At 38.7% G+C, this 21,181-nt stretch carries 20 protein-coding genes and 1 riboswitch; of the genes, 13 read left to right on the forward strand and 7 right to left on the reverse strand.

Annotated features, from left to right (window positions below; translation table 11 throughout):
- Positions 1 to 9 precede the first annotated feature (9 nt).
- Positions 10 to 213 carry a hypothetical protein gene (locus M3183_RS13980; protein WP_251470671.1) on the reverse strand — a complete coding sequence of 68 codons (204 nt, stop codon included), beginning with the start codon at positions 211 to 213 and terminating at the stop codon, positions 10 to 12.
- 141 nt (positions 214 to 354) lie between these two features.
- On the opposite strand from M3183_RS13980, the gene M3183_RS13985 reads away from it, so the two are divergent.
- The 3 genes from M3183_RS13985 to M3183_RS13995 all read left to right on the forward strand — a co-directional run bounded on the left by M3183_RS13985 (position 355) and on the right by M3183_RS13995 (position 2,642).
- On the forward strand, positions 355 to 729 hold the full coding sequence (locus M3183_RS13985; protein WP_251470672.1) for a DnaJ family domain-containing protein: 375 nt from the start codon (positions 355 to 357) through the stop codon (positions 727 to 729).
- Between the two features lie 312 nt (positions 730 to 1,041).
- Positions 1,042 to 2,142: a carbohydrate kinase gene (locus tag M3183_RS13990; RefSeq protein WP_251470673.1), complete on the forward strand. Its 1,101-nt coding sequence runs from the start codon at positions 1,042 to 1,044 to the stop codon at positions 2,140 to 2,142.
- A 245-nt stretch (positions 2,143 to 2,387) separates the two neighbouring features.
- A riboswitch (cyclic di-GMP riboswitch) is annotated at positions 2,388 to 2,479 on the forward strand.
- Between the two features lie 31 nt (positions 2,480 to 2,510).
- The gene (locus M3183_RS13995) at positions 2,511 to 2,642 is read left to right on the forward strand and encodes an anti-repressor SinI family protein (protein WP_251470674.1); all 132 of its coding nucleotides are present in this window, start codon (positions 2,511 to 2,513) and stop codon (positions 2,640 to 2,642) included.
- A gap of 73 nt (positions 2,643 to 2,715) precedes the next feature.
- Here the strand turns inward: M3183_RS13995 and M3183_RS14000 are convergent, their stop codons facing one another.
- Positions 2,716 to 3,033: a helix-turn-helix domain-containing protein gene (locus M3183_RS14000; protein WP_251470675.1), complete on the reverse strand. Its 318-nt coding sequence runs from the start codon at positions 3,031 to 3,033 to the stop codon at positions 2,716 to 2,718.
- 247 nt (positions 3,034 to 3,280) lie between these two features.
- Between M3183_RS14000 and map the strand changes: the two genes are divergently transcribed.
- Positions 3,281 to 4,030, forward strand: coding sequence for a type I methionyl aminopeptidase (gene map / locus M3183_RS14005; RefSeq protein ID WP_251470676.1), 750 nt, complete (start codon positions 3,281 to 3,283; stop codon positions 4,028 to 4,030).
- Between the two features lie 51 nt (positions 4,031 to 4,081).
- On the opposite strand, the gene M3183_RS14010 is transcribed toward map, so the two are convergent.
- Positions 4,082 to 4,306 (reverse strand): DUF1128 domain-containing protein, encoded by a 225-nt coding sequence (locus M3183_RS14010; protein WP_251470677.1) that lies wholly within the window; start codon positions 4,304 to 4,306, stop codon positions 4,082 to 4,084.
- Between the two features lie 160 nt (positions 4,307 to 4,466).
- Here M3183_RS14010 and M3183_RS14015 point away from each other — a divergent pair, with 160 nt between their 5' ends.
- Positions 4,467 to 4,805, forward strand: a complete 339-nt coding sequence (locus M3183_RS14015) for a YtxH domain-containing protein (RefSeq protein WP_251470679.1) — start codon at positions 4,467 to 4,469, stop codon at positions 4,803 to 4,805.
- 27 nt (positions 4,806 to 4,832) lie between these two features.
- Positions 4,833 to 5,669, forward strand: coding sequence for a YihY/virulence factor BrkB family protein (locus tag M3183_RS14020; RefSeq protein ID WP_251470681.1), 837 nt, complete (start codon positions 4,833 to 4,835; stop codon positions 5,667 to 5,669).
- Positions 5,670 to 5,916: 247 nt separating this feature from the next.
- Here the strand turns inward: M3183_RS14020 and M3183_RS14025 are convergent, their stop codons facing one another.
- Together M3183_RS14025 and M3183_RS14030 are read right to left on the reverse strand one after the other, a co-directional pair.
- A complete protein-coding gene (locus M3183_RS14025) occupies positions 5,917 to 7,833 on the reverse strand; it encodes a heavy metal translocating P-type ATPase (RefSeq protein ID WP_285879801.1) in 1,917 nt (638 codons plus the stop codon).
- A 297-nt stretch (positions 7,834 to 8,130) separates the two neighbouring features.
- The gene (locus M3183_RS14030) at positions 8,131 to 9,306 is read right to left on the reverse strand and encodes an MFS transporter (protein WP_251470683.1); all 1,176 of its coding nucleotides are present in this window, start codon (positions 9,304 to 9,306) and stop codon (positions 8,131 to 8,133) included.
- 122 nt (positions 9,307 to 9,428) lie between these two features.
- On the opposite strand from M3183_RS14030, the gene cax reads away from it, so the two are divergent.
- The 7 genes from cax (at position 9,429) to rlmD (ending at position 19,383) form a co-directional block, all read left to right on the forward strand.
- Positions 9,429 to 10,511 carry a calcium/proton exchanger gene (gene cax, locus M3183_RS14035; RefSeq protein ID WP_285879825.1) on the forward strand — a complete coding sequence of 361 codons (1,083 nt, stop codon included), beginning with the start codon at positions 9,429 to 9,431 and terminating at the stop codon, positions 10,509 to 10,511.
- Positions 10,512 to 11,153: 642 nt separating this feature from the next.
- Positions 11,154 to 11,915 (forward strand): YfkD family protein, encoded by a 762-nt coding sequence (locus M3183_RS14040; protein WP_396953723.1) that lies wholly within the window; start codon positions 11,154 to 11,156, stop codon positions 11,913 to 11,915.
- Positions 11,916 to 12,417: 502 nt separating this feature from the next.
- Positions 12,418 to 12,615 carry an SE1561 family protein gene (locus M3183_RS14045; protein ID WP_251470689.1) on the forward strand — a complete coding sequence of 66 codons (198 nt, stop codon included), beginning with the start codon at positions 12,418 to 12,420 and terminating at the stop codon, positions 12,613 to 12,615.
- Positions 12,616 to 12,961: 346 nt separating this feature from the next.
- Positions 12,962 to 14,524, forward strand: a complete 1,563-nt coding sequence (locus M3183_RS14050) for a fumarate hydratase (RefSeq protein ID WP_311315373.1) — start codon at positions 12,962 to 12,964, stop codon at positions 14,522 to 14,524.
- A 1,184-nt stretch (positions 14,525 to 15,708) separates the two neighbouring features.
- Positions 15,709 to 16,461: a delta-lactam-biosynthetic de-N-acetylase gene (pdaA, locus tag M3183_RS14055; RefSeq protein ID WP_251470729.1), complete on the forward strand. Its 753-nt coding sequence runs from the start codon at positions 15,709 to 15,711 to the stop codon at positions 16,459 to 16,461.
- A gap of 135 nt (positions 16,462 to 16,596) precedes the next feature.
- The gene (locus M3183_RS14060) at positions 16,597 to 17,838 is read left to right on the forward strand and encodes an ATP-binding protein (RefSeq protein ID WP_251470691.1); all 1,242 of its coding nucleotides are present in this window, start codon (positions 16,597 to 16,599) and stop codon (positions 17,836 to 17,838) included.
- A gap of 156 nt (positions 17,839 to 17,994) precedes the next feature.
- Complete coding sequence (gene rlmD / locus M3183_RS14065; protein ID WP_251470692.1) at positions 17,995 to 19,383, forward strand: 23S rRNA (uracil(1939)-C(5))-methyltransferase RlmD; 1,389 nt, start codon at positions 17,995 to 17,997, stop codon at positions 19,381 to 19,383.
- Positions 19,384 to 19,402: 19 nt separating this feature from the next.
- On the opposite strand, the gene M3183_RS14070 is transcribed toward rlmD, so the two are convergent.
- Together M3183_RS14070 and M3183_RS14075 are read right to left on the reverse strand one after the other, a co-directional pair.
- On the reverse strand, positions 19,403 to 20,887 hold the full coding sequence (locus M3183_RS14070; protein WP_251470693.1) for a recombinase family protein: 1,485 nt from the start codon (positions 20,885 to 20,887) through the stop codon (positions 19,403 to 19,405).
- Positions 20,884 to 21,045, reverse strand: a complete 162-nt coding sequence (locus M3183_RS14075) for a hypothetical protein (RefSeq protein ID WP_251470694.1) — start codon at positions 21,043 to 21,045, stop codon at positions 20,884 to 20,886. The genes M3183_RS14070 and M3183_RS14075 overlap by 4 nt, the downstream gene beginning before the upstream one ends.
- Between the last annotated feature and the right edge of the window lie 136 nt (positions 21,046 to 21,181).

Genomic DNA, 21,181 nt, shown 5'->3' on the forward strand with positions numbered 1-21,181 from the left:
CACGCCTTATTAGTCATTTTGTTTTGGAAGCACTCGCGCCGTATCGCCTCGAGTTTCCTCTTCTTCGGTTCTGTTTTTAAAAGCTTCCCTGGTTACTAAAAATTCCTCGTCACCTAATTCTTCTTTTGAAGTTTTTGCGGCAGCGAAACTGCTATTTGGCAAGTTTCCTGGATGTCTTTTATTTTTATGGTTAAAATGTTCTCCACGACCCATTTTCCACACTCCTTTCGGTTTCATCAGTAGCATTCCCGAAAGCAGTGAAATCATTACCAAAAAATTTTGATAGTTACACTACCTGCCACTGTGCCCATTTTGTTATAATTGTCATAATGGTTCAATAGGAGGGCTTGAGACATGGATATGTTTCAGATAATCTCAGAAGAACGAATTAAAAAGGCATACGAAAACGGAGAGTTTGATCATCTGCCTGGCTATGGTAGACCATTAAAACTGGAGGATTTATCAGGCATACCGGAAGAATTGCGTATGGCTTATAAATTATTGAAAAATGCAGGTTATTCCCAGGAAGAAGGCCAAATACGTCAAGAATTAATGACGATTGAAGATTTGATAAAGAAATGTGACGATAGCGAAGAACGCGCAGGTCTGCAGAAAAGGCTGAACGAAAAACTTCTTCGCTTTAATCAGATGATGTCAAAACGAGGAAAAACAACAAACTCGTCCCTGTTTAAAAATTACGAGGTGAAGATACAAACGAAGCTGAAATAGAAAAAAAGCTGTGCGAAACGAGTGTTTTAAAAAAGTTGATTTCACTCTTCGCCAGCTTTTTCTTCTTTTTTTGAAGGTTTACACATTTTGTCAAGAATGAAACCAGCAAATGCGATAAAGGCGATAGGAATCGAAAAATTTAATACATGAAGAATCGTCATTTTACTCACCACCATTTAAATGAAAATTATAAATTTTAGAAAATTATCTCTTGTTATCATTATATGTTATATTTCACAATTTAGACAAAAAATTATGTCATAATACATCCAAAAAAATTTTTTACCATGTTTTAAAGGAGGAGGGCCTGCGATGATGAGTCATCAAGAAAGGTTGATATTAAATTTAATCGAATCTAATCCATCAATTTCAAAGCAGGCAATGGCTAAAAAAACGGGTTTATCTCTTCATGAGGTAAATGAAACGATTGATTCTCTCATTCAAACTGGAAAGATTGATAAACGTAAATGTAAAGCGCCAGAGGAGAGAACAATTCTCTGCATTGGCGGTGCAAATGTGGATCAAAAAATTCAAGTGCTAAAAAATCTAACATTTGAGACTTCCAATCCAGCAGTCAGCAAAAAATCCAGAGGTGGCGTTGCCCGAAATGTAGCGGAAAATCTGGGGAGACTTGGTTTTAACTCTTCACTTCTGTCTTACATTGGCGATGATGCTGAAGGTAAATGGCTGCTGCAAAATAGCAAGAACTATGTGAATACAGCTCCAACAAAGGTGATTCACGGAAAAACAACGGGAAGCTATACGGCAGTACTCGACCGCGATGGACAAATGCTTCTCGCTCTTTCCGATATGGAAATTTATGATGCGGTTGAGGAAGATTTTATTAAAGTAAACTGGAATTACCTTCGAAATGCTGACATAGTGCTGCTTGATACTAATTTTCCAAGAAATATTATTGAACAGCTGATCACCTCCTGCAGGGAGCATAAAATTCCGCTTTGTGTTGCAACCGTTTCCGCATTTAAAGCTGAGAAACTTCCTGAATCTTTAGAAGGTGTGACATGGCTGATTGCCAATCATATAGAAGCAGAGGCCTTATCGAAAATGAAAATTCAGACGGAAGGTGATTTCTTTCGGGCGGCCGAAATCATATTACATATGGGTGCTGACAATGTTGTTATTACAAGAGGAAATTTAGGGTTAATCTTCTTTACAAAAGACGGGGAAGCAGGTGCTCTGATTGCCCCGGATATTTCAGTTACGGACGTTACAGGAGCTGGAGACTCATTGATAGCAGGAATTCTATTTGGATATTTAAAAGGGTTGAGTATAGAAGATGCATGTAAAGTTGGTGTTTCCTGTTCATTAATTACGATACAATCAAATGAAACAGTGAGCACTGAGTTAAGTCCTCAGAAATTAATAGGTGCTTTTCAAAAATACTTTAGATAATTTAAATAAAACATGGGAATAAGAGGGGTTCACAGGGGAACTTTCTCTTTTTTTTATATAGAAATGAAGCATTGTGTAGAATTTTAGCAGATATTGGGAGAAAATGTAGTTTAAAAATAAAAAGTAATTGACAAAATCTAACACTTAGATAAAAAAGGACTAGATATAATGAACATATTAATAAAGAGATAAGAAATTAGTCCTAAAGAATGATTATTAAGTTGCGGTACTTAAGATGTAATCAAAACAGAAAAAGGCAAACCTGTTGAAAAATAGGGACGCAAAGCCGAGGATCTAAGGTAAGTGAGGGACTTGCTAGGATGGCCGGGTTACCTGGAATACGAAAAAGTATTTTAGGAGTGAGATGAGTGATTGTAGAGGAGAAAACGGTTGAAGTACTGGATGAAGAATGGGTGGCACTCATAAATGAGGCAAAAAACCTAGGGTTAACTATAGAGGAAATCAAGTCCTTCCTTCACCAACAAAAAGAGTACTCTTAAGTACATATAAAAAAGCATTCTGCCAATGAAATGGGCAGAATGCTTTTTTATCTATAGGATTCACTTACTGATTTCATTGTTTATTCCGCCATTTGTTAAATTCAAGGAATTCGCGAAATTGATCCTTAGAAACCCCAGAATTCATAGCTTCCTTTACTAAGTTCATCCAATCATTATCTAATTCAGTTTTATCCACTTGTTCATGTATTAAATGTTCAACAGGAATATTCAATACATGGGCGATTTTTTCAAGGAATTGTATCGAAGGATTCTGCTGCAGATTCCTTTCAAGGGAACTTAAATAAGATTTGGCAACACCGGCTTTTTCAGCAAGTTCCGAGAGTGATATTTTCTTTTCTGAGCGAAATCTTTTTACGCGGTCACCAATCATGAGTCTCACACACCTAATTCAATATAATATACGTTCATTTTACCAAAAAGAATTAAAAAGAACCATATTAAGAACAAATCTTATATTACAAAATGATGAAATTTAAATAAAGTTATTTTGAAAAATAAAAAGGATAGGGTTAATATTAATAGTGTTTCCAAATGTATACCCATGAGTTACTTAAAACAAAGAAAATTATGGTTAATAAATACATAAAATAATAAAAAAAGGAAGGGGACCTTGAGATATGATCGTCCTAAAATCACAACGTGAAATTGAAGCCATGAAAAAAGCCGGCGAAATATTAGCTGACTGCCATAAAGAAATTGCAAAAATTATTAAGCCTGGAATAACCACATGGGAGATTGATCAGTTTGTGGAAAAATTCTTGAGTGAACATGATGCCACTCCTGAGCAAAAAGGCTATAAAGGGTTTGAATATGCAACCTGTGCAAGTATTAATGATGAAATCTGCCATGGATTTCCACGGAAAGAGCCGCTTAATGAAGGCGATATTGTGACAATCGACATGGTTGTTAGATACAATGGGGCACTCGCTGATTCTGCCTGGTCCTATCCAGTAGGAGAAGTTTCTAAAGAAGCGGAACATTTATTAAAAGTAACAAAGGAAGCACTTTATAAGGGAATTGAACAGGCGGCAGCCGGTAATCGTATCGGCGATATCGGCCATGCGATTCAGCAGTATGTCGAGGGAGAAGGACTATCGGTAGTACGCGACTTTATTGGCCATGGCATTGGCGCGGTCATGCATGAAAAACCAGATGTTCCGCATTATGGCCTGCCGGGTAAAGGGCTGCGTATTAAAGAGGGAATGGTATTTACCATTGAGCCAATGGTTAATATCGGCATGCATTATACGAAAATGGATGATAACGGCTGGACAGCACGCACAGTGGATGGCACCTACTCTGCACAATATGAACATACCATTGCTATCACAAAAGACGGACCAATCATCTTAACCGAACAAGAGTAAAAAAATAGACCATGCGCGGGGAATACTGACGGCTTCCCGTGCGCTGGTCTTTTATTTTTTTCTCAAGTTTCCTAATTCTTCAACTAATGCCTGCATTTCATTAGGGCTGAAGGAGCTTTTCCTGAGGACCATTTCGTAAATTTCCTTTAGTTCCTCATACATTTCTTCATCAAAGTGAGAGGGTTTAATCGCCCCAAGATTTAAGACCCTTAATTTTTCTTTAATAGTTTCAATCATAAATTCCACATTTTCGACTGTCTTTTGTGATAAATCCACGTGCAAGCCCCCTTTAGCTTTTAGTTTCATCTTTTCACTTATACGCTATTCTGTCAATACAAACCTTATCTTCTCGTCTAAACTTAGAGGACTTGCATCATAGTTCAGTATCAAGCAAAATAAATATAAAACATGTAGATAAAGAAAGGAAAGAATAAATATGACAAAGAAAAATCTTTTTTGGAAAGGAATGTTCCTGGGGGCACTTGCAGGGGGAGCCGTTAGTTTATTTGATAGAAATACCCGTGAGGTAATGAAGGGAAATGTCCAAAAAGCTTCCAGCAAGGTATATGACACGGTTAAACATCCGAAAGAAACTGTGACAAAAATCAAATCTATGATTGACGAAGTAAGTGAGGATTTTGCCTATCTTACTGACAAAGTTGAAGAAATTCGTGAATTAACACCGCAGGTAACTGATATCATAAAGGAAACAAAGGATACTTTTACGAAAGATGACGATAACGAGCTGATGGAGGATCTGATTGAACGAAAATAAGTCATTGTGTAAAAAGGAGAGGTGATGATGGAAAAGAATAAAAATGTCCGTTCCTCCTTAATACGATTACTTTGGCACCGGATCAGTGAAGACGATATCCCGGGATTAAGTGCTCAACTGGCCTATTATTTCCTGCTTTCACTTTTCCCGCTTTTAATTGTTTTGTTTACATTAATTCCCTATATTCCAATCACGCAGCAGGATATGCTTGGAATTATTCGGGAATTTGCCCCAGTAGATGCCATGGTATTCATTGAAAAAACAATTCATGAAATTATGAGCCACCGCAGTGGGGGATTGCTGTCATTCGGGATTATCGGGACCATTTGGTCGGCATCCAATGGAATTAATGCTATTGTGAGGGCATTTAATAAAGCCTACAATGTACCGGAAAGCAGGTCATTCATTGTAGCAAGGGGAATGGCGGTTCTTCTTACATTTGGCATGATTTTTGTTTTTTTATTGGCCTTGATTTTACCAATATTCGGCAGAGAAATCGGCGAATTTATTTTTACTCAATTTGGCTATACTGATTTATTTCTTAATTTATGGCATACGTTAAGCATTGTCATTAGTGCGATTATTTTGTTTATTGTTTTTACAGGTTTATATTGGATTGCGCCGAATGTCCGGCTCCGTTGCAGAAGTGCATTTCCAGGGGCTGTTTTTGCTGCTATTGGATGGATTGTTTCGTCGCTGGGCTTTTCCTTTTATGTCAGTAACTTTAGCAACTATACGGTCACGTATGGAAGTATTGGGGCTATCATTGTTTTGATGATATGGCTGTATATTTCCGCTTTCATTATAATTCTGGGGGGCGAAATCAATGCTTTTTACAGTGAAAAAAACCGCTCCAACTGCTAATAGTTACCTTTATGAAAATAATTTATCTGACCAAACTAGATATAGGGCCGCGGTACGATGGGTACTAAAGGCTCTCAAATAAGGGAGGTTAGGACATTGACTAAACATACGAAAAAAGATGGCAGTACGAAACAAAAGGGTAAAGGCAGCAAGGGAAATAAAACATCTGGATCCGCGAATGGATCTAACGGATATCACTAACCATATAAAAATGGCACAAAAAGACCGGGGGAAAAATCACCCGGTCTTAAGATTTTAGTAATCGCAGGCTGTTTAAAATAACAAGGATGGTACTTCCTTCATGGCCGATAACCCCAAAGGGCAGATCAATGAATTGAAAGAAATTAGAGCAAATCAAAACCATAATAACAGATATGGAGAAAATAACATTCTGTTTAATGATTCGGTTCATTCGTTGTGAAAGACGGACAGCCTCGGAAATTCTCGGCAGGTCGTTCTTCATCAAGACGACATCAGCTGTTTCTAATGCGACATCGGTTCCTCCCCCCATTGCAATACCTACATTGGCAATTGCCAGGGCTGGTGCGTCATTGATTCCGTCGCCAACCATTGCTACGGTTTGATATTTTGATTTTAGTTCTTTTAGATGATCTACCTTCGTTTGCGGAAGACATTCTGCAAAAAACTCCTCAACATGGCTTTCTGCCGCAATGGCTCTTGCTGTTTTTTCACTGTCCCCGGTTAGCATGATGGTTCGGATTCCTTGTTTTTTCAAATGGTCAATCGCAAGCTTTGTTTCCTCGCGAACCACGTCTTTTAAGGCAATCATTGCACTGAGTTCTCCATCAATTTCAATAAAAACAAGCGTATTTCCCTGTTCTGCTAATTCCTTAACTTTTCCATCAGCAAAGTTCTCGACCGCTTCTTTTCCAACAAACGCGGCTTTTCCAATTTTCCATTGTTCGCCGCTGATTTTCGCCTTGATCCCCCAGCCTGGAACATCTTCTAAACTGTCAGGGGCGAGAAGATCCTGTTTTAGATGTTGTTTCGCATATTTTACAATGGCTTGTGCCAGCGGGTGATTTGACTGATTTTCAATTGAAGCTGCTTTTAAAATCAAACTATCGCGGTCAAGCGTGTCTTTTACAATGATATTTGTTACTTCTGGTTTTCCCTTTGTCAGGGTGCCGGTTTTATCAAAGGCAATCGCTCCTAAATGGCTCAAGTTTTCTAAGTGGACACCGCCTTTTACGAGAATCCCATGCCGTGCCCCATTTGAAATGGCCGAGAGTGTTGCCGGCATAATGGACGCTACCAGAGCGCAGGGGGAGGCGACCACTAATAAAATCATGGAGCGATAAAAGGATTCATGCCAGGTCCAGCCTAATACAAAGTGAGGCACGAAAAACATTGCTACAACAACTAGGAGAACTATTTTTACATATGTTCCTTCAAATCGCTCAATGAACAGCTGGGAAGGTGATTTTTCGCTTTGGGCGGATTGAACAAGCTGAATAATCTTTTGAAATAATGTATCGCTGCTAGCCTTTGCCACACGGGCGGTAATGGCACCAGACATATTGACCGTTCCGGCAAAAACCTCATCATCACTGCCTTTGGAAACAGGCATGGATTCCCCGGTAATAGCAGCTTCGTCAATATTGGTATGACCCTTTATAATAATTCCATCCGATGGGACACGCTCACCAGGTTTAATTAAAATGTGATCACCAACCCGAAGCTCCGAAACTGGTACGCGTTGTTCTGTGCCGTTTACAATGAGAAGCGCCTCTTCAGGCTGCAGCTCCATTAGGGAGGAAATTTCTTTATGGCTTTTATTCATGGTATAAGTCTCAAGGGCCCCGCTGACTGCAAAAATAAAGATCAGCACCGCTCCTTCTGTCCAGTAGCCTATAATCGCAGACCCTATTGCTGCAAAAACCATCAGCATCTCCACGTTTAATTCTTTATTTTCAATGGTTGCTTCAATACCTTCCTGTGCCTTGGCGAAGCCGCCAATTACGAATGCCAGCAGGTAGGCAAGAATGGAATAAAACTCCAATTCATATTTATCAAAGATCCAGCCTGCAACAATTAGCACTCCGCTTACACCTGCAGCTATCAGCTCAGCATGCGGTTTTACTTTTTCAAAGAAGCCGGCTTTGGGCATTCCCTTCGTTAGGGTTTTCGCTTCGGTATTCATTTGTTTCTCCTCCTTAGGAAAATTATAGTTTATGAAAAGCTATTGGTCAATTATAACTGATAAAATGAATACCTAATTGATAATAGAAATCATTATATATATCTATTTGTAGGAATTTATATATTTAACAATTGATAATTATTATTATTTATAGTCAAACTCCAATTGATAAAAATAATCAACCTCACTACCCCTAAAAAACACGAAAGCTGTCATCGAATGATGACAGCAGAATTCCTAATTATTATTTTATTTTATCTTACCACATATTGTATGCACTGAATATGAAATTGCTGACTATATTTCTTTTTGAGGAATAAGCTGCGTTCTTTTTCCAAAAATAAAAATAATAAATGAAATAGAAAGAAGAATAGTACTAATAATATAAAAGTAACTAACATTCTGCAGGTATTTGATAAATAAGCCGCCGATGATAGGTCCAGAGAGGCTGCCCAGGCTGAAAAACATCCCGCATAATAAATTTCCTGTCGGCAATAAGTCTTTGGGCACTAAATCGGTCATAAAGCTGATTCCCAGCGAGAAGGTTGAACCGACAAGCATTCCCGAAATCAGAATGGCCATACATAAGCCGATTGTAGAATGCTCCAAAAAGCTTGCCGCCGTAAAGCTGCAAAAGCCCAGGAAAAGAACGGTCATGAGGACCTTTCTTCTGCCAAGTTGATCACTTAACATCCCTAAGGGCAGCTGAGTAAGGATACTGCCAATAGCAAATGCCGATAATACAAGGGAAACAGTTGAAACATTCATATTTGTTCTTAGGGCATATATGGGAAAAATGCCATTAAGAGATGATTCTAAGAAACCATATCCTAATGGCGGTAAAAAGGCCACCCAGGCAGCTTTTAATGCTTTTCGGAACTGCCTAAGGGTGGCAAGAAAAGAAGTAACGTTTACCTCTTGCTCAGGATGGGCATTTTTTAATGTAAATACGAACACCCAGCCAATAAAGCAAATGATGGAGGAAATAGCAAATGGCAATGCTTCATTCACATTGACTAATGGCGTCATCAATGGGCCGGCGGCAAAACCGATTCCAAAAAATAAACCATATAATGAGATGTTTCTTCCTCTCTTATCTGCTGGGGAAAAGGTGGTAATCCATGTCTGGGTTGCAAAATGAAGGGCATGATCGCCAATTCCGATGACCATTCTTAAAGCGAACCAGAACCAAAACGTTTTCCATAGTGGAAATAGTGCAAGTGAGGCAACAACAAGTCCGCCTCCAAAGATAATAACTGGTTTATAGCCAAATTTTCGAAGCTGCGGTTCCATAAATGGAGAAACGAGCAAAATGCCTATATAAAGAGCTGTGGCATTCAGGCCGTTTAAACTAGATGACACACCGGATTTTTCGAAAATGACCGCAATTAATGGGAGCAGCATCCCTTGGGAAAAGCCAGATACCGCAACAATTAAAACAAGAATCCATAAAAGAAAACAATTTTTATTCATAAAGGTTTCCTCATTTGTAAAATAGTTCTTTCATGATGGTAACGAGAATATTGAGTTTTTGCAAGAAATATATTGTGTTGTCATTTTTATTAATGGTATTGTTTTTATTGGAAATTGAGGAAATGATTGTATTAAGGAGGGAAAGTCCGTTGACAAATAAGATCTTTATGCTGATGACCTTTATTGGTGTTCCAGTATCACTTATTGGAACTTTTATGCATTGGCCAAGTATTCTTTTATTTATTATATACTGTTTAACCATTGTTGCTTTATCGAGTTATATGGGAAGGGCGACAGAAAGCCTGGCGATTGTGGCAGGTCCGAGAATTGGCGGATTATTAAATGCAACGTTTGGTAATGCCGTTGAGCTGATCATTTCCATCTTTTCATTAAAAGCAGGACTCGTAGGAGTTGTTCTTGCGTCTTTGACCGGTTCTGTTTTAGGAAATTTACTGCTCGTGGCTGGACTTTCTTTTTTTGTTGGAGGATTGAAATTTAAACGGCAGAAATTTAATGTGTATGATGCACGTCATAATTCAGGACTGCTGATGTTTGCCATAATTGTGGCCTTTGTCATCCCTGAAGTATTTTCGGTGGATATGAGCGGGACGAAAAAATTATCTCTAAGTATAGGCATTTCCATTACCTTAATTTTGCTATATTTAGCGGCATTATTTTTCAAGCTGGTTACACACCGCGGGGTCTATCAATCCGATGTACCGGCTGATCATCATGATGAAGAGCCGGAATGGGGAATTGGAAGATCCATTGGTGTTTTATTAATAGCAACCCTTATTGTGGCTTATATATCTGAACACCTTGTCCATACATTTGAATATGTGGCAGAATCATTCGGGTGGTCAGAGCTGTTTATCGGTATAATTATTGTGGCAATTGTCGGAAATGCCGCAGAACACGCTTCTGCCGTGTTAATGGCAGTGAAAAACAAAATGGATGTCGCTGTTGAAATCGCAATAGGTTCCACCCTTCAGGTCGCCATGTTTGTAGCTCCAGTGCTTGTTCTATTATCATTATTCTTTGATAAAACCATGCCGCTGTTGTTCACCTGGCAGGAGCTTATCGCCATGGTTTCATCCGTCCTTTTAATGGTCGTTATATCCAATGACGGTGAAACGAACTGGTTTGAAGGTCTGACATTATTGGCGGCCTATATCATTATGGGGATAGGATTCTACTTATTATAGCGGGATAAATACAAAAAAGACTCTAAACCTGGGGCGGTTTAGAGTCTTTTTTGTATTCCTATTCATGTACTTTCAATTTCATTTCAACTTATGATAAGGTAAACCATCAATCGCCGTACTTGGGACCATCAATCACCAACCTTCATGTTTTACTTGTTCACAGGATAAACACGAGTGTTGACTGTCATATTTGAGAGAATCCCTACCTCCTTATTCATCGAATATGGTATGCCGATTGATTGCTGCCCTCCTTTTTTGAAAGGTTAAGATTATTATAAAACCAAATTTCAATTTTGTAAATGTTCTGATTATTACAAATATATTACTTTTTTATAACTCACTAAGCTGATTTTTTTAATTTATTTCAAAAGCTTTGATGGGAGATGGATAATATTTACCTTCTCCGAAAAAACTACTATCAGACTGATTGATTTCCCCATTAACACTACGGTAAGCCAGCTTTTTAGTTTAATGTTTACGGGAAGCAAAAGTTGGGGGATAACTGCCCGTAAAAACGGGACTCAATGAATGGGGAGAGAAACACACCCGCTAATTGAAGTTTCACTTTATTCATGACTGAAAGGAGTTAACTCAGTGAGAAAATTAATCGCTGTCCTTATGACTTTGCTTTTAATGGTTACAATGGTTCCAGCCGCACAAGCTGAAAAAGCACCAGCCAAAAAGGAACCGGCAAAATATCAAATTCCAGCATCCGTCCGGAATATTACAAAGGAAAATACCTATCCAAATTCGACCCAAGATCTGCCCTATTTACAGCCGAGTGAATTAACCAAAAAATTAATAAACTCTTCCAATGTAAAAATTGAAAATCCTGATTTAATCAGGATGCTGAATGAGGCAAGCATTAATAGCACGCCATTTGCTATCGGCTACCGCGCTATCATCTATCTTGGCCAGTGGGCATTGAATTATGAATCAGCTGAAACTTCGCCAAATTGGGAGTATCAAAAAATCAATACCAATTATTATGATAATCGCGGCGGAAATACTCCTTATCAAATCAAGTATGTTCAGGAATCACAAAAAATTGTAAGAGGCGGCTTGACATCAAAAATTACGAATGCCGAAGAAGTTAAGAAAATGATGCTGCTCAAGTCGATGAAAAAAACGAATCTTCCATTATCTTTTGACACCGTCATCGGCGCAGGAACAAAGAATGATCATTATTACAATATCCCGGCAAAACGTCTAGGATATCTTTACGCATACGCACCTGCTATCAGTGAAAAGGGAAAGGTAACCTATGGTGAAGTTTATTTAATGCTGAAGGGAAATCGTAAATTTATAGTTGTAAAAAACGTTACCTCACAGGGAATCGGAGCATGGATTCCAGTCCAGGACTATGTTTCCTTTGGCTTTGTTGCATCTGAACGGCCAAGATAAAACGAAAGAAAAGTGGACTCCCAATTTTAGTTTAGGGGGTCTTTTATTTTGGCTCTTTTCTAAAAGATTGTTGCTTTTTGCTCACTTTTTAAGATTCGTTCAAAAAATAGAGGTAGAAATTCCCCTTATCTAGGAAATTGGATGTTAATTAGCTGAAATAGACGGAGAAATTTCCCTTATTTGATTTTAAACTGCTAAAATCGGGTGCTTTTCATTGAATAACGGAAAAAACTCCGCTTATTTTTTACTATTTAAGCTCTTAATTTTGCAAATAACGGGAAAACTTCCGCTTATTTTTTACTTCCAAGGGGGCTATCCTGTAATCCAGCTTTTTCGCAGAGTCCGCTATTCCTAAATTGAATAAACCACCGCTTTTCTTGGCATAACAACATAGTTTACGAAAACAGCCTTTATTTTTTAAGACTGGACAAAATATAAGTAACCATTGCCAAAGCTAAGAAAATTAGATAGGATAAAAACGGTAATGAAAGGAGCGAAATAAATGGGAAGCCCCACAAATGACAAGAATTTACAAGTGAGCTTTTTAAAGCAGCGTTTAAATATGTTTATTGACGTACTAGATGCGATCGATCCAGAAGAAGCGGATCTTGAGGATATTGATCGATTAATTTCCATTCTCGATGAAATGGAATCCAAATGCAGAGAATTCAATAACCGTGAAATCGAAGAGCCTGTTTAAATCAGCAGGCTTTTTTTGATGATTAAATTTTTTGTCTTTGATAATTGTTTAGCTTTGACTCCAAGCCTCTCGAGGTTAAATAACTTGCGGCCCTAAAAAGTCAAAAGCGACTCTTAGAGCCTTAGAACATTTACTATGCCTGACGCTGAACACAAAGGAGAGCCGCTAAGCATAATTATCGCAGGAACAAGCTGTGCTTGTTCCGAAGGAGCTTGAGCTTTTCCGGTTGTAATCGATTGCAAGCTTATCCTTTAAATCTGAAGCTTAGAGGAGTATAATTAAGACTTGCGAATAGTTGTAAAATTAAAATAGATAGAAGTGAACAAGGGAAAGGGGAACTCGAAACGTGAATATTGCAAAATTTGAAGAAAGCATGTACCAGCTGGTTGTTGAAACTTCCACAAAGCTTCCTAAAGATGTTCGCCGTGCTGTAAAAGCAGCAAAAGAAAAGGAAAATTCCGGCACAAGAGCAGCCATGAGCCTTGCAACTATTACAAATAATATTGCTATGGCTGATGAAAATGTTTCACCAATCTGCCAGGACACTGGACTGCCTACATTTAAAGTGAAAACTCCTGTTGGCGTAAACCAATTAGAACTCAAAGCGGCTATTAAAAACGCCATTGTTCAGGCAACAAAAGACGGAAAATTGCGTCCAAATGCCGTCGATTCCCTAACTGGAAAAAACAGTGGTGATAACCTTGGTGAAGGCCTGCCAGTTGTGAAATTCGAACAATGGGAAAAAGATTATATAGATGTTAAATTAATTTTAAAAGGCGGCGGCTGCGAAAATAAAAATATTCAATACAGCCTGCCATGTGAATTAGAAGGACTAGGACGTGCCGGCCGAGACCTTGATGGTATCCGTAAATGTATCATGCATTCTGTTTACCAGGCACAAGGACAAGGCTGCAGCGCAGGATTCATCGGCGTCGGTATCGGCGGAGACCGTTCTTCTGGTTACGATTTAGCAAAAGAACAATTATTCCGACCAGTTGAAGATGTAAACCCTAACGAAGACCTTCGTAAGCTTGAAGAATATGTAATGGAAAATGCCAATAAACTTGGTATCGGAACAATGGGATTCGGCGGCGAAGCTACCCTTTTAGGCTGTAAAGTTGGTGTTATGCACCGTATTCCTGCGAGCTTCTATGTATCGGTTGCTTATAACTGCTGGGCATTCCGCCGCATGGGTGTAAGTGTGGATGCACAAACAGGCGAGATTCGCGAATGGGCATACCAAGATGGCGAATTTATTGATTTTGGTGCAAGCCAAGCAGAAAAAGAAACTGCTGCAGCGAAGAGCACGGAGAATGAAGTCATTCAACTTCAAGCTCCGATTACAGAAGAACAAATTCGTTCTCTAAAAGTCGGCGATGTAGTAGAAATCAATGGCCGCATGTACACTGGCCGTGATGCAATCCATAAATATTTAATCGACAATGATGCACCAGTTGATTTGAACGGTCAAGTCATTTACCACTGCGGTCCGGTTATGTTAAAAGACGAAGAAGGCAATTGGCAAGTAAAAGCTGCCGGCCCAACTACAAGTATTCGTGAGGAACCATACCAAGGCGACATCATGAAGAAATTCGGCATCCGCGCTGTCATCGGTAAAGGCGGCATGGGTCCAAAGACTTTAGCTGCATTAGGAGAGCATGGCGGTGTATATCTAAACGCAATCGGCGGTGCCGCACAATACTATGCTGACTGTATCAAAGCAGTTGAAGGTGTTGACTTAACAGAATTCGGTATTCCAGAAGCTATGTGGCACCTTCGTGTAGAAGGCTTCCGCGCTGTTGTAACAATGGACTCCCACGGAAACAGCCTGCACGCAGATGTAGACAAAAGTTCTTTGGAAAAATTAGCACAATTTAAGGAACCGGTTTTTAATAAAAGATTTTGTTAAGATAGACTCGCTCATGGGGCGGGTCTATTTTTTTTGATTTGCGTGAATCCAATTTATGTAAAATTTTGCAGAAATAATACGGAGTTATGTAGAATTGATTTTAAATTATTTCGGAACTTTGATGGTTTAGTCAAAAAGTATATAGGTAAAATTAAAAAGGAGAAATTTATTTGTTTGTTAAGGAACCTGACTGTGCCATAAGCTATTAATGAAAGTAGAAGGATTGGAGGGAAGGCTGCAGGAGAATCACGAGTAAATTTTGGAGATTTAATCAAAGAAATCTGTCACTAATAAAGCGTTTTATAGACAAAATTGGTAATTAGCAAGGGGAACCAATCCTTAATAAAGCGTCTTAAAGACAAAATTGGCAGTCATCAAGGGAAAACAGTCTTTAATAAAGGGGCTTGAAGACAAAACTGGTAATTAGCAAGGGGAAACTGTCTTTAATAAAGTGTCTTAAAGACAAAACTGGCAGTCAGCAATAGTAAGTTGTCTTTAATAAAGTATTTTAAAGACAAAATAGCAAAAATAAAGCATTGAAGTTGGTTTTTAATGCAGAAAAGAGCTGTATGTATTAACTAAGACAAAATTTATATTTCTTATGATTTTCGGCTGACTTATAAACATCCACCGAAATCATTATTGGGTAGGGAAATACCGAAGGTCACAAAAGAATACAAAGAGCGGTGAACTTGTTAAATAGTATAGAGACATCTGAGAATAGATTTGGTCGAAGGCTTGTAAATGAAACTGATTTCGAAAATATAAACAGTCTTTTAATAAAGAGTCATACACCTAAAAATCACGATGTCATAAATAGACTCAATATAATGACGGTGATATTTTTAACCGGTTCAATGTCCAAGATGTCTTAAATTGCCAATGACATATCACCGAATGACCTGGATTTACCCTTATTGTCAATTTGTTTCTAGAGACGCCCATCTAAAAGCCATTCAAGACCGCTTATTCATTTTTAATTCTCCAATAACGAATTTCGAACTTCACAGCTTTCTTCATCTTCCAAACTCCAGAATTGCAACCTATATTTTATCATTAACTGATCAGGAGGAACGAAAGGCCGCATTTACAACCCACACAAACCACAATCTACCAATTATGTTTTCCCCATTAAAACGAATACTATAAAAAACAATATAGGGGGAAAATGGATGAAAAAAATAATGGTCTCCATTATGGGATTGATGCTTCTATTGGTTCCAAATATTACATACGCGGTGTCGAATCAGCCCATTCACTGGGGGTTTAAAAAAGCCGTGAATGAAGAGCAGCCGGATGCCGGTGCCCAGTACAATGAGATTCTTGCTAAATACGGTGCGTATTATAAAGGTGATCCGGGCACCAAGACCTTGTACCTGACCTTTGACGCTGGTTATGAGAACGGCTTTATGCCCAAAATTCTTGAAGTGTTAAAAGAGGAAAAGGTTCCAGCCACTTTTTTTGTGACAGGCCACTTTTTGGAATCTCAGCCAGAACTGTCAAAGCAAATGGTAAAAGAAGGGCATATTATCGGAAACCATTCCTGGAGCCATCCGGATTTCACCACCATGAGTGAAGCGAAAATCCGTGAAGAACTTGATAAAGTTAAAATAAAGACAAAAGAATTAACTGGACAGAAGGATATGAAGTATTTACGTCCGCCGCGCGGTATTTTTAGTGAAAGAACGATGCAGGTGGCGAAAGAGGCAGGATATACTCATGTGTTCTGGTCGCTTGCCTTTGTGGATTGGAATATTAACCAGCAAAGAGGCTGGCAGTATTCGTATGACAATATTATGAAACAAATTCATCCTGGCTGTATTCTGCTGCTTCATTCAGTATCCAAGGATAATGCTGATGCATTGGAAAAAGCAATTCAGGACTTGAAAAAGAAAGGCTATAAATTCAAAAGCCTTGATTATTTAATGAAAAAGTAAAACCGGATTTCTTCGAGGTCCGGTTTTACTTTTCTGAACGTTATTCAACAATTACAAATATTGATTTACATGGCACGGAATAACCTTTATAATAATTGAAATATTGCCTGAAGTATTTCCCTTCGAGGTGCGCCCATGTCCATTTATGTAAAGGTTATGTTGTTTCAAGTTTTAATGATCCTCTTTCCTATTTTTGTTTATCATTTATTTTTTAACGAAAGTGAACGCAGACGAAGAAAGCCATATTCAATCCTCACCATTATCATGATTATTGTCCTGCTTTTGTCAATGTCATTCCCTATTCGATTTTCTGAGGGTTATGTCTATGACTTTAGAATTATTCCGTTTATCATTTCATTTATTTATGGGGGGACCGTCCCAGGACTAATTACCGGTGTTATTTTATTGGTTTACCGTTTTATTATTGGGGGGGAAGGATTTTATGTTGTTCTAATCAATTATTCTATCACCTGCGCAGTGTTGATTTTTATGGGGAAAAAGTTTGAGTCCTTTCATAAGAATCACAAACTTCTGTTTATTAGTATTATTTTTTGGGTAAACACCTTTATTGTCATGCTAACTTTATTTTCCAAAAATGAGATTTCCCAAATTTATTTTATGCTCGTTTTTTATACTTTAACATGGTTATGTTTAATATTAGTGGTCTTTTTAATAGAAAATGTGAACCATCGAATGGCCATGCGTGAAAAGTTACAAAAAGATGAAAAACTAAACGTAGTCAGCCAACTGGCGGCTTCTGTAGCCCACGAAGTGAGAAATCCATTAACAGCAGTACGGGGATTTTTGCAGTTAATTTCTGATGATGATAACTTACAGGGATCACAGAGGTCTTATATTCAAATTGCATTAAGCGAACTTGACCATGCCCAGTCCATTATCAATGATTATCTTTCGTTGGCAAAGCCTAATACTGAAGAATTGTCCTCCATTAATATTTCGGAGGAGGTTATGAAAACTGTTGCCCTCATGAAATCGTATTCCAATATTCAAAATATCACGATAGAAACAGATGTCCAGGATTCCCTTTTTATCAAAGGAAACAAGGGAGAAATCAAGCAGGTTTTAGTCAATATTATCAAGAATGGTATTGAGGCAATGAACACAGGCGGCACTCTTACCGTGTGTACAAATGAAAAGGATGGCTGGGTTTCCATCGAAATCACGGATAGAGGAGTAGGCATGACCAAGAGTCAAATTAAAAAACTAGGGACACTCTTCTATACAACAAAAGAAAAAGGCACAGGTGTCGGCCTTACCCTCTCTTATCAGCTGATTCGGGCAATGAAAGGAAAAATAAAAGTAGAAAGCGAACCTGGAATTGGCACTACTTTCATTATTCAATTTCCAAGTGCATAGAAAACAAAGGGTACCATTTCGGTATCCTTTTTCGGTTTAGGGATACATTTTATGGAATTCGGATTTACCCGGTTTCGTGCTATAATACGTTGATAATGAACTTTTATAGATGAAAGTGCCCTAATATGGGCATTGCATAAATTTGGAGTGATCGTAATGAAAAAAGAACAATCCATTAAAATCCAACCGAAGCAGACGTTCCCGCTGACAATTAAGAGACTGGGGATAAATGGAGAAGGTGTCGGTTATTTTAAAAAGCAGGTTGTCTTTGTACCAGGGGCCCTTCCTGGCGAAGAAGTGGTGGCAGAAGCAACAAAAATCCATCCTAAATTTGCCGAAGCAAAGATAAAAAAAATTCGTATCAAGTCACCGCATCGGGTGAATCCGCTTTGCCCGGTTTACGAACAATGCGGCGGCTGCCAGCTGCAGCACCTCGCTTACAATCAGCAGCTGAAGGAAAAACGCGATATCGTTATTCAAGCTCTTGAACGGCATACAAAGCTTAATCTCGAAACACTCGATGTCCGTGAAACAATAGGTATGGAGAATCCATGGGGGTACCGCAACAAGAGCAGTTTTCAAGTGGGTGAGAAAAACGGAAAACTGCTTGCCGGTCTTTACGGCTTAAATTCTCACCAATTAATCAATATTGATCAATGTGCGGTCCAGCATTCGCAAACAAATGAAGCAACGGCCATTGTGAAGCGAATCTTACAAGACCAACACATACCAATATATAATGAAAAAACCCGAAAAGGGATTGTCCGCACCATTGTCACCCGTGTCGGTGTCCAGACAGGCGAACTACAGGTTGTGTTAATTACATTCAAAAAGGAACTGCCAAAAAAAGAACTGATTATTGAAGAAATCCAAAAAAGGCTGCCAAATGTAAAATCAATTGTCCAAAATATTAATGGTGAAAAAACGTCGCTGATTTTTGGGGAAGAAACGGTAAGGCTTGCAGGAGAGGATTTTATCCAAGAAACATTGGGAGATTTGCAGTTCGAGCTTTCCGCAAGAACATTCTTCCAACTGAATCCAACTCAAACATTAAAGCTTTATAATGAAGTGAAAAAAGCGGCAGAACTTACAGGAACGGAAAAAGTTCTAGATGCTTACTGTGGAGTTGGAACTATTGGATTGTGGCTGGCAGACCAAGCTGGAGAAGTCCGCGGTATGGACGTTATTCCAGAATCAATTGAGGATGCTAAGAAAAATGCAAAGCGGCACGGCTTCACGAATACGAAATATGTTCCGGGAAAAGCGGAGGAAGTCCTGCCAAAATGGGTGAAAAAGGGATGGAAGCCCGATGTTGTGGTTGTCGATCCGCCGAGAACAGGTCTTGACAGTCAGCTGATCCAAACCATTCTACAAGTGAAACCGAAAAAATTAATCTATGTATCCTGCAACCCATCTACGTTGTCGAAGGATATTCAAGTTTTGGGCAAGAATTATGAGGTAAAATATATTCAGCCGGTGGACATGTTTCCGCATACCAGCCACGTGGAGTGTATCTCGCAACTCATTTTAAAGAAAGGCAACTAACCCATTGGGCGTTGCCTTTTTACGTTTCATGTAACGGATTTACAAAGCTGTATTGAATATGGACAGTGCCATCATTCTTACAAGTGACCTTCTCAACCAGGGAATGGAGGACCTGCGGCGTTAATTCTTTTAGGTGTAGGACATCTTTCAATTTTTTACCGATATTAATGGCGAAGTCCTCGTTGTCGCATTCCTGTAGTTTCTCATTAAGTTCGGCCTTTTTGGTTTGAAGCTCCTTGATCTTGCTGTCCGTTAATTCCCGGTATTCAACTAAATCTTCTTTCGTCAGAACATTTTCAGTGTAGAGATCTACATACTCCAGCTTTTTATTACGTAAAGTTTCTATTTCGGATTGGACCTTTTCCAGCTCTTTTACAACATTGCGTTTTTTGATATTTAGCTTGTTCATTAGAGCATTCAAAAAGGTTTCCTCTTTTAATGAGTCAAAGAGCGTTTGTAAGTCCTCCATAATTACATGCATAAGCTCTTTTTCCCGAATAGCGACTTTATTAAGGCAAAAGGTATCACCATGTCTAATATTTCCTCCGCAACGGTAGCCCTTTTGATTGTCCTTAAACCACATACCTTTTTGACATTCCTCGCAATACAGGATATTTGTAAAAAGATGTTTCTTTGGAGCGGTAGCTGTTCTTGTCCTGCCTTGTATCATAGCTTGTACGGCATTGAAGGTTTCCTTCGGGATTATCGCTTCGTGAGTACCTTCTTTAATCACGACACCTTCTTCGCATAATTCTCTACGCTTTGAAGATGTCACAGAAATAGTTTCTGTCCGGCCTTGGACAAGATCACCACAATAATGCTGATTGTTTAATATTCCCTTAATACTTGTACCGTGCCACAAAATTGAGGCGTTTGACTTATTTGCCACTTGTGCTGGAGTTGGAATACCTTTTTCAGTTAAGGTTTTTGCGATTGTATCCATCCCTGTTCCGTTTAAATACTCTTGAAAAATCCAGCGAACAATATCGGGGGTATTGTCATTTCTTACTTTAAGAACTACATCCTTACTATAGTAACCATATGGAGGGTTCGAGCCGACGAATAATCCTCGTTGCGCTTTTACCTTTTTAGCCTGTTTATTACGGCGGCTGCTGTTGGCCGATTCGTTCTCATATAGCCAAGCAAATAATCCGAAGTTCTGAACATTTCCTTCAATAGAGTTAATTGAATTGTCCAAGCAAACAATATGAATGTTATTGAATTGGCAAATATCACGAAGCTCATATGATAGTCGGCCATTACGCGCCAAGCGGGATAACTCTTTCGCCAAAATAACATCAAACATTCCGGCTTTTCCATCTTCAATCAGAGCTTTTAAACCAGGTCGATTTCCTTTCGTACCAGATTGTTTGTCCGTATAAATTTTTACGATTTCCCAATCACGCTCAGCGGCGTAATTTTTGAATATGCCAATTTGGTTGTCAATCGATGTCCTTTGTGAATCCATTTCCGTTGAAACACGAGCATATACTGCACATCTCATGCACAATCACCGCCTAGAGCAATTTTTTCATGAGATGCTGGTGAGTTTACAGTCTTATTATTAACGAATCTTTCCAGTTCTAATTCAACGAGTTGTTGTAGAATCCGCTGCACATTCACAGATTTATTTGGTGAAGCATATGATCGAATGACTTTCATTTAATTTCCTCTCCCTTGATGTTTGTCTATGATGTATAAATTTCGGTATTTTGACCATACTAAGAATGTTTTTCTGTTATTTATCCATATTGGTATACCATTACGGATAAACTACCGAACAGCTTCTTTGAAAATC

The organism is Neobacillus mesonae (genome assembly GCF_023715155.1).
Classification (GTDB): domain Bacteria; phylum Bacillota; class Bacilli; order Bacillales; family Cytobacillaceae; genus Neobacillus; species Neobacillus mesonae_A.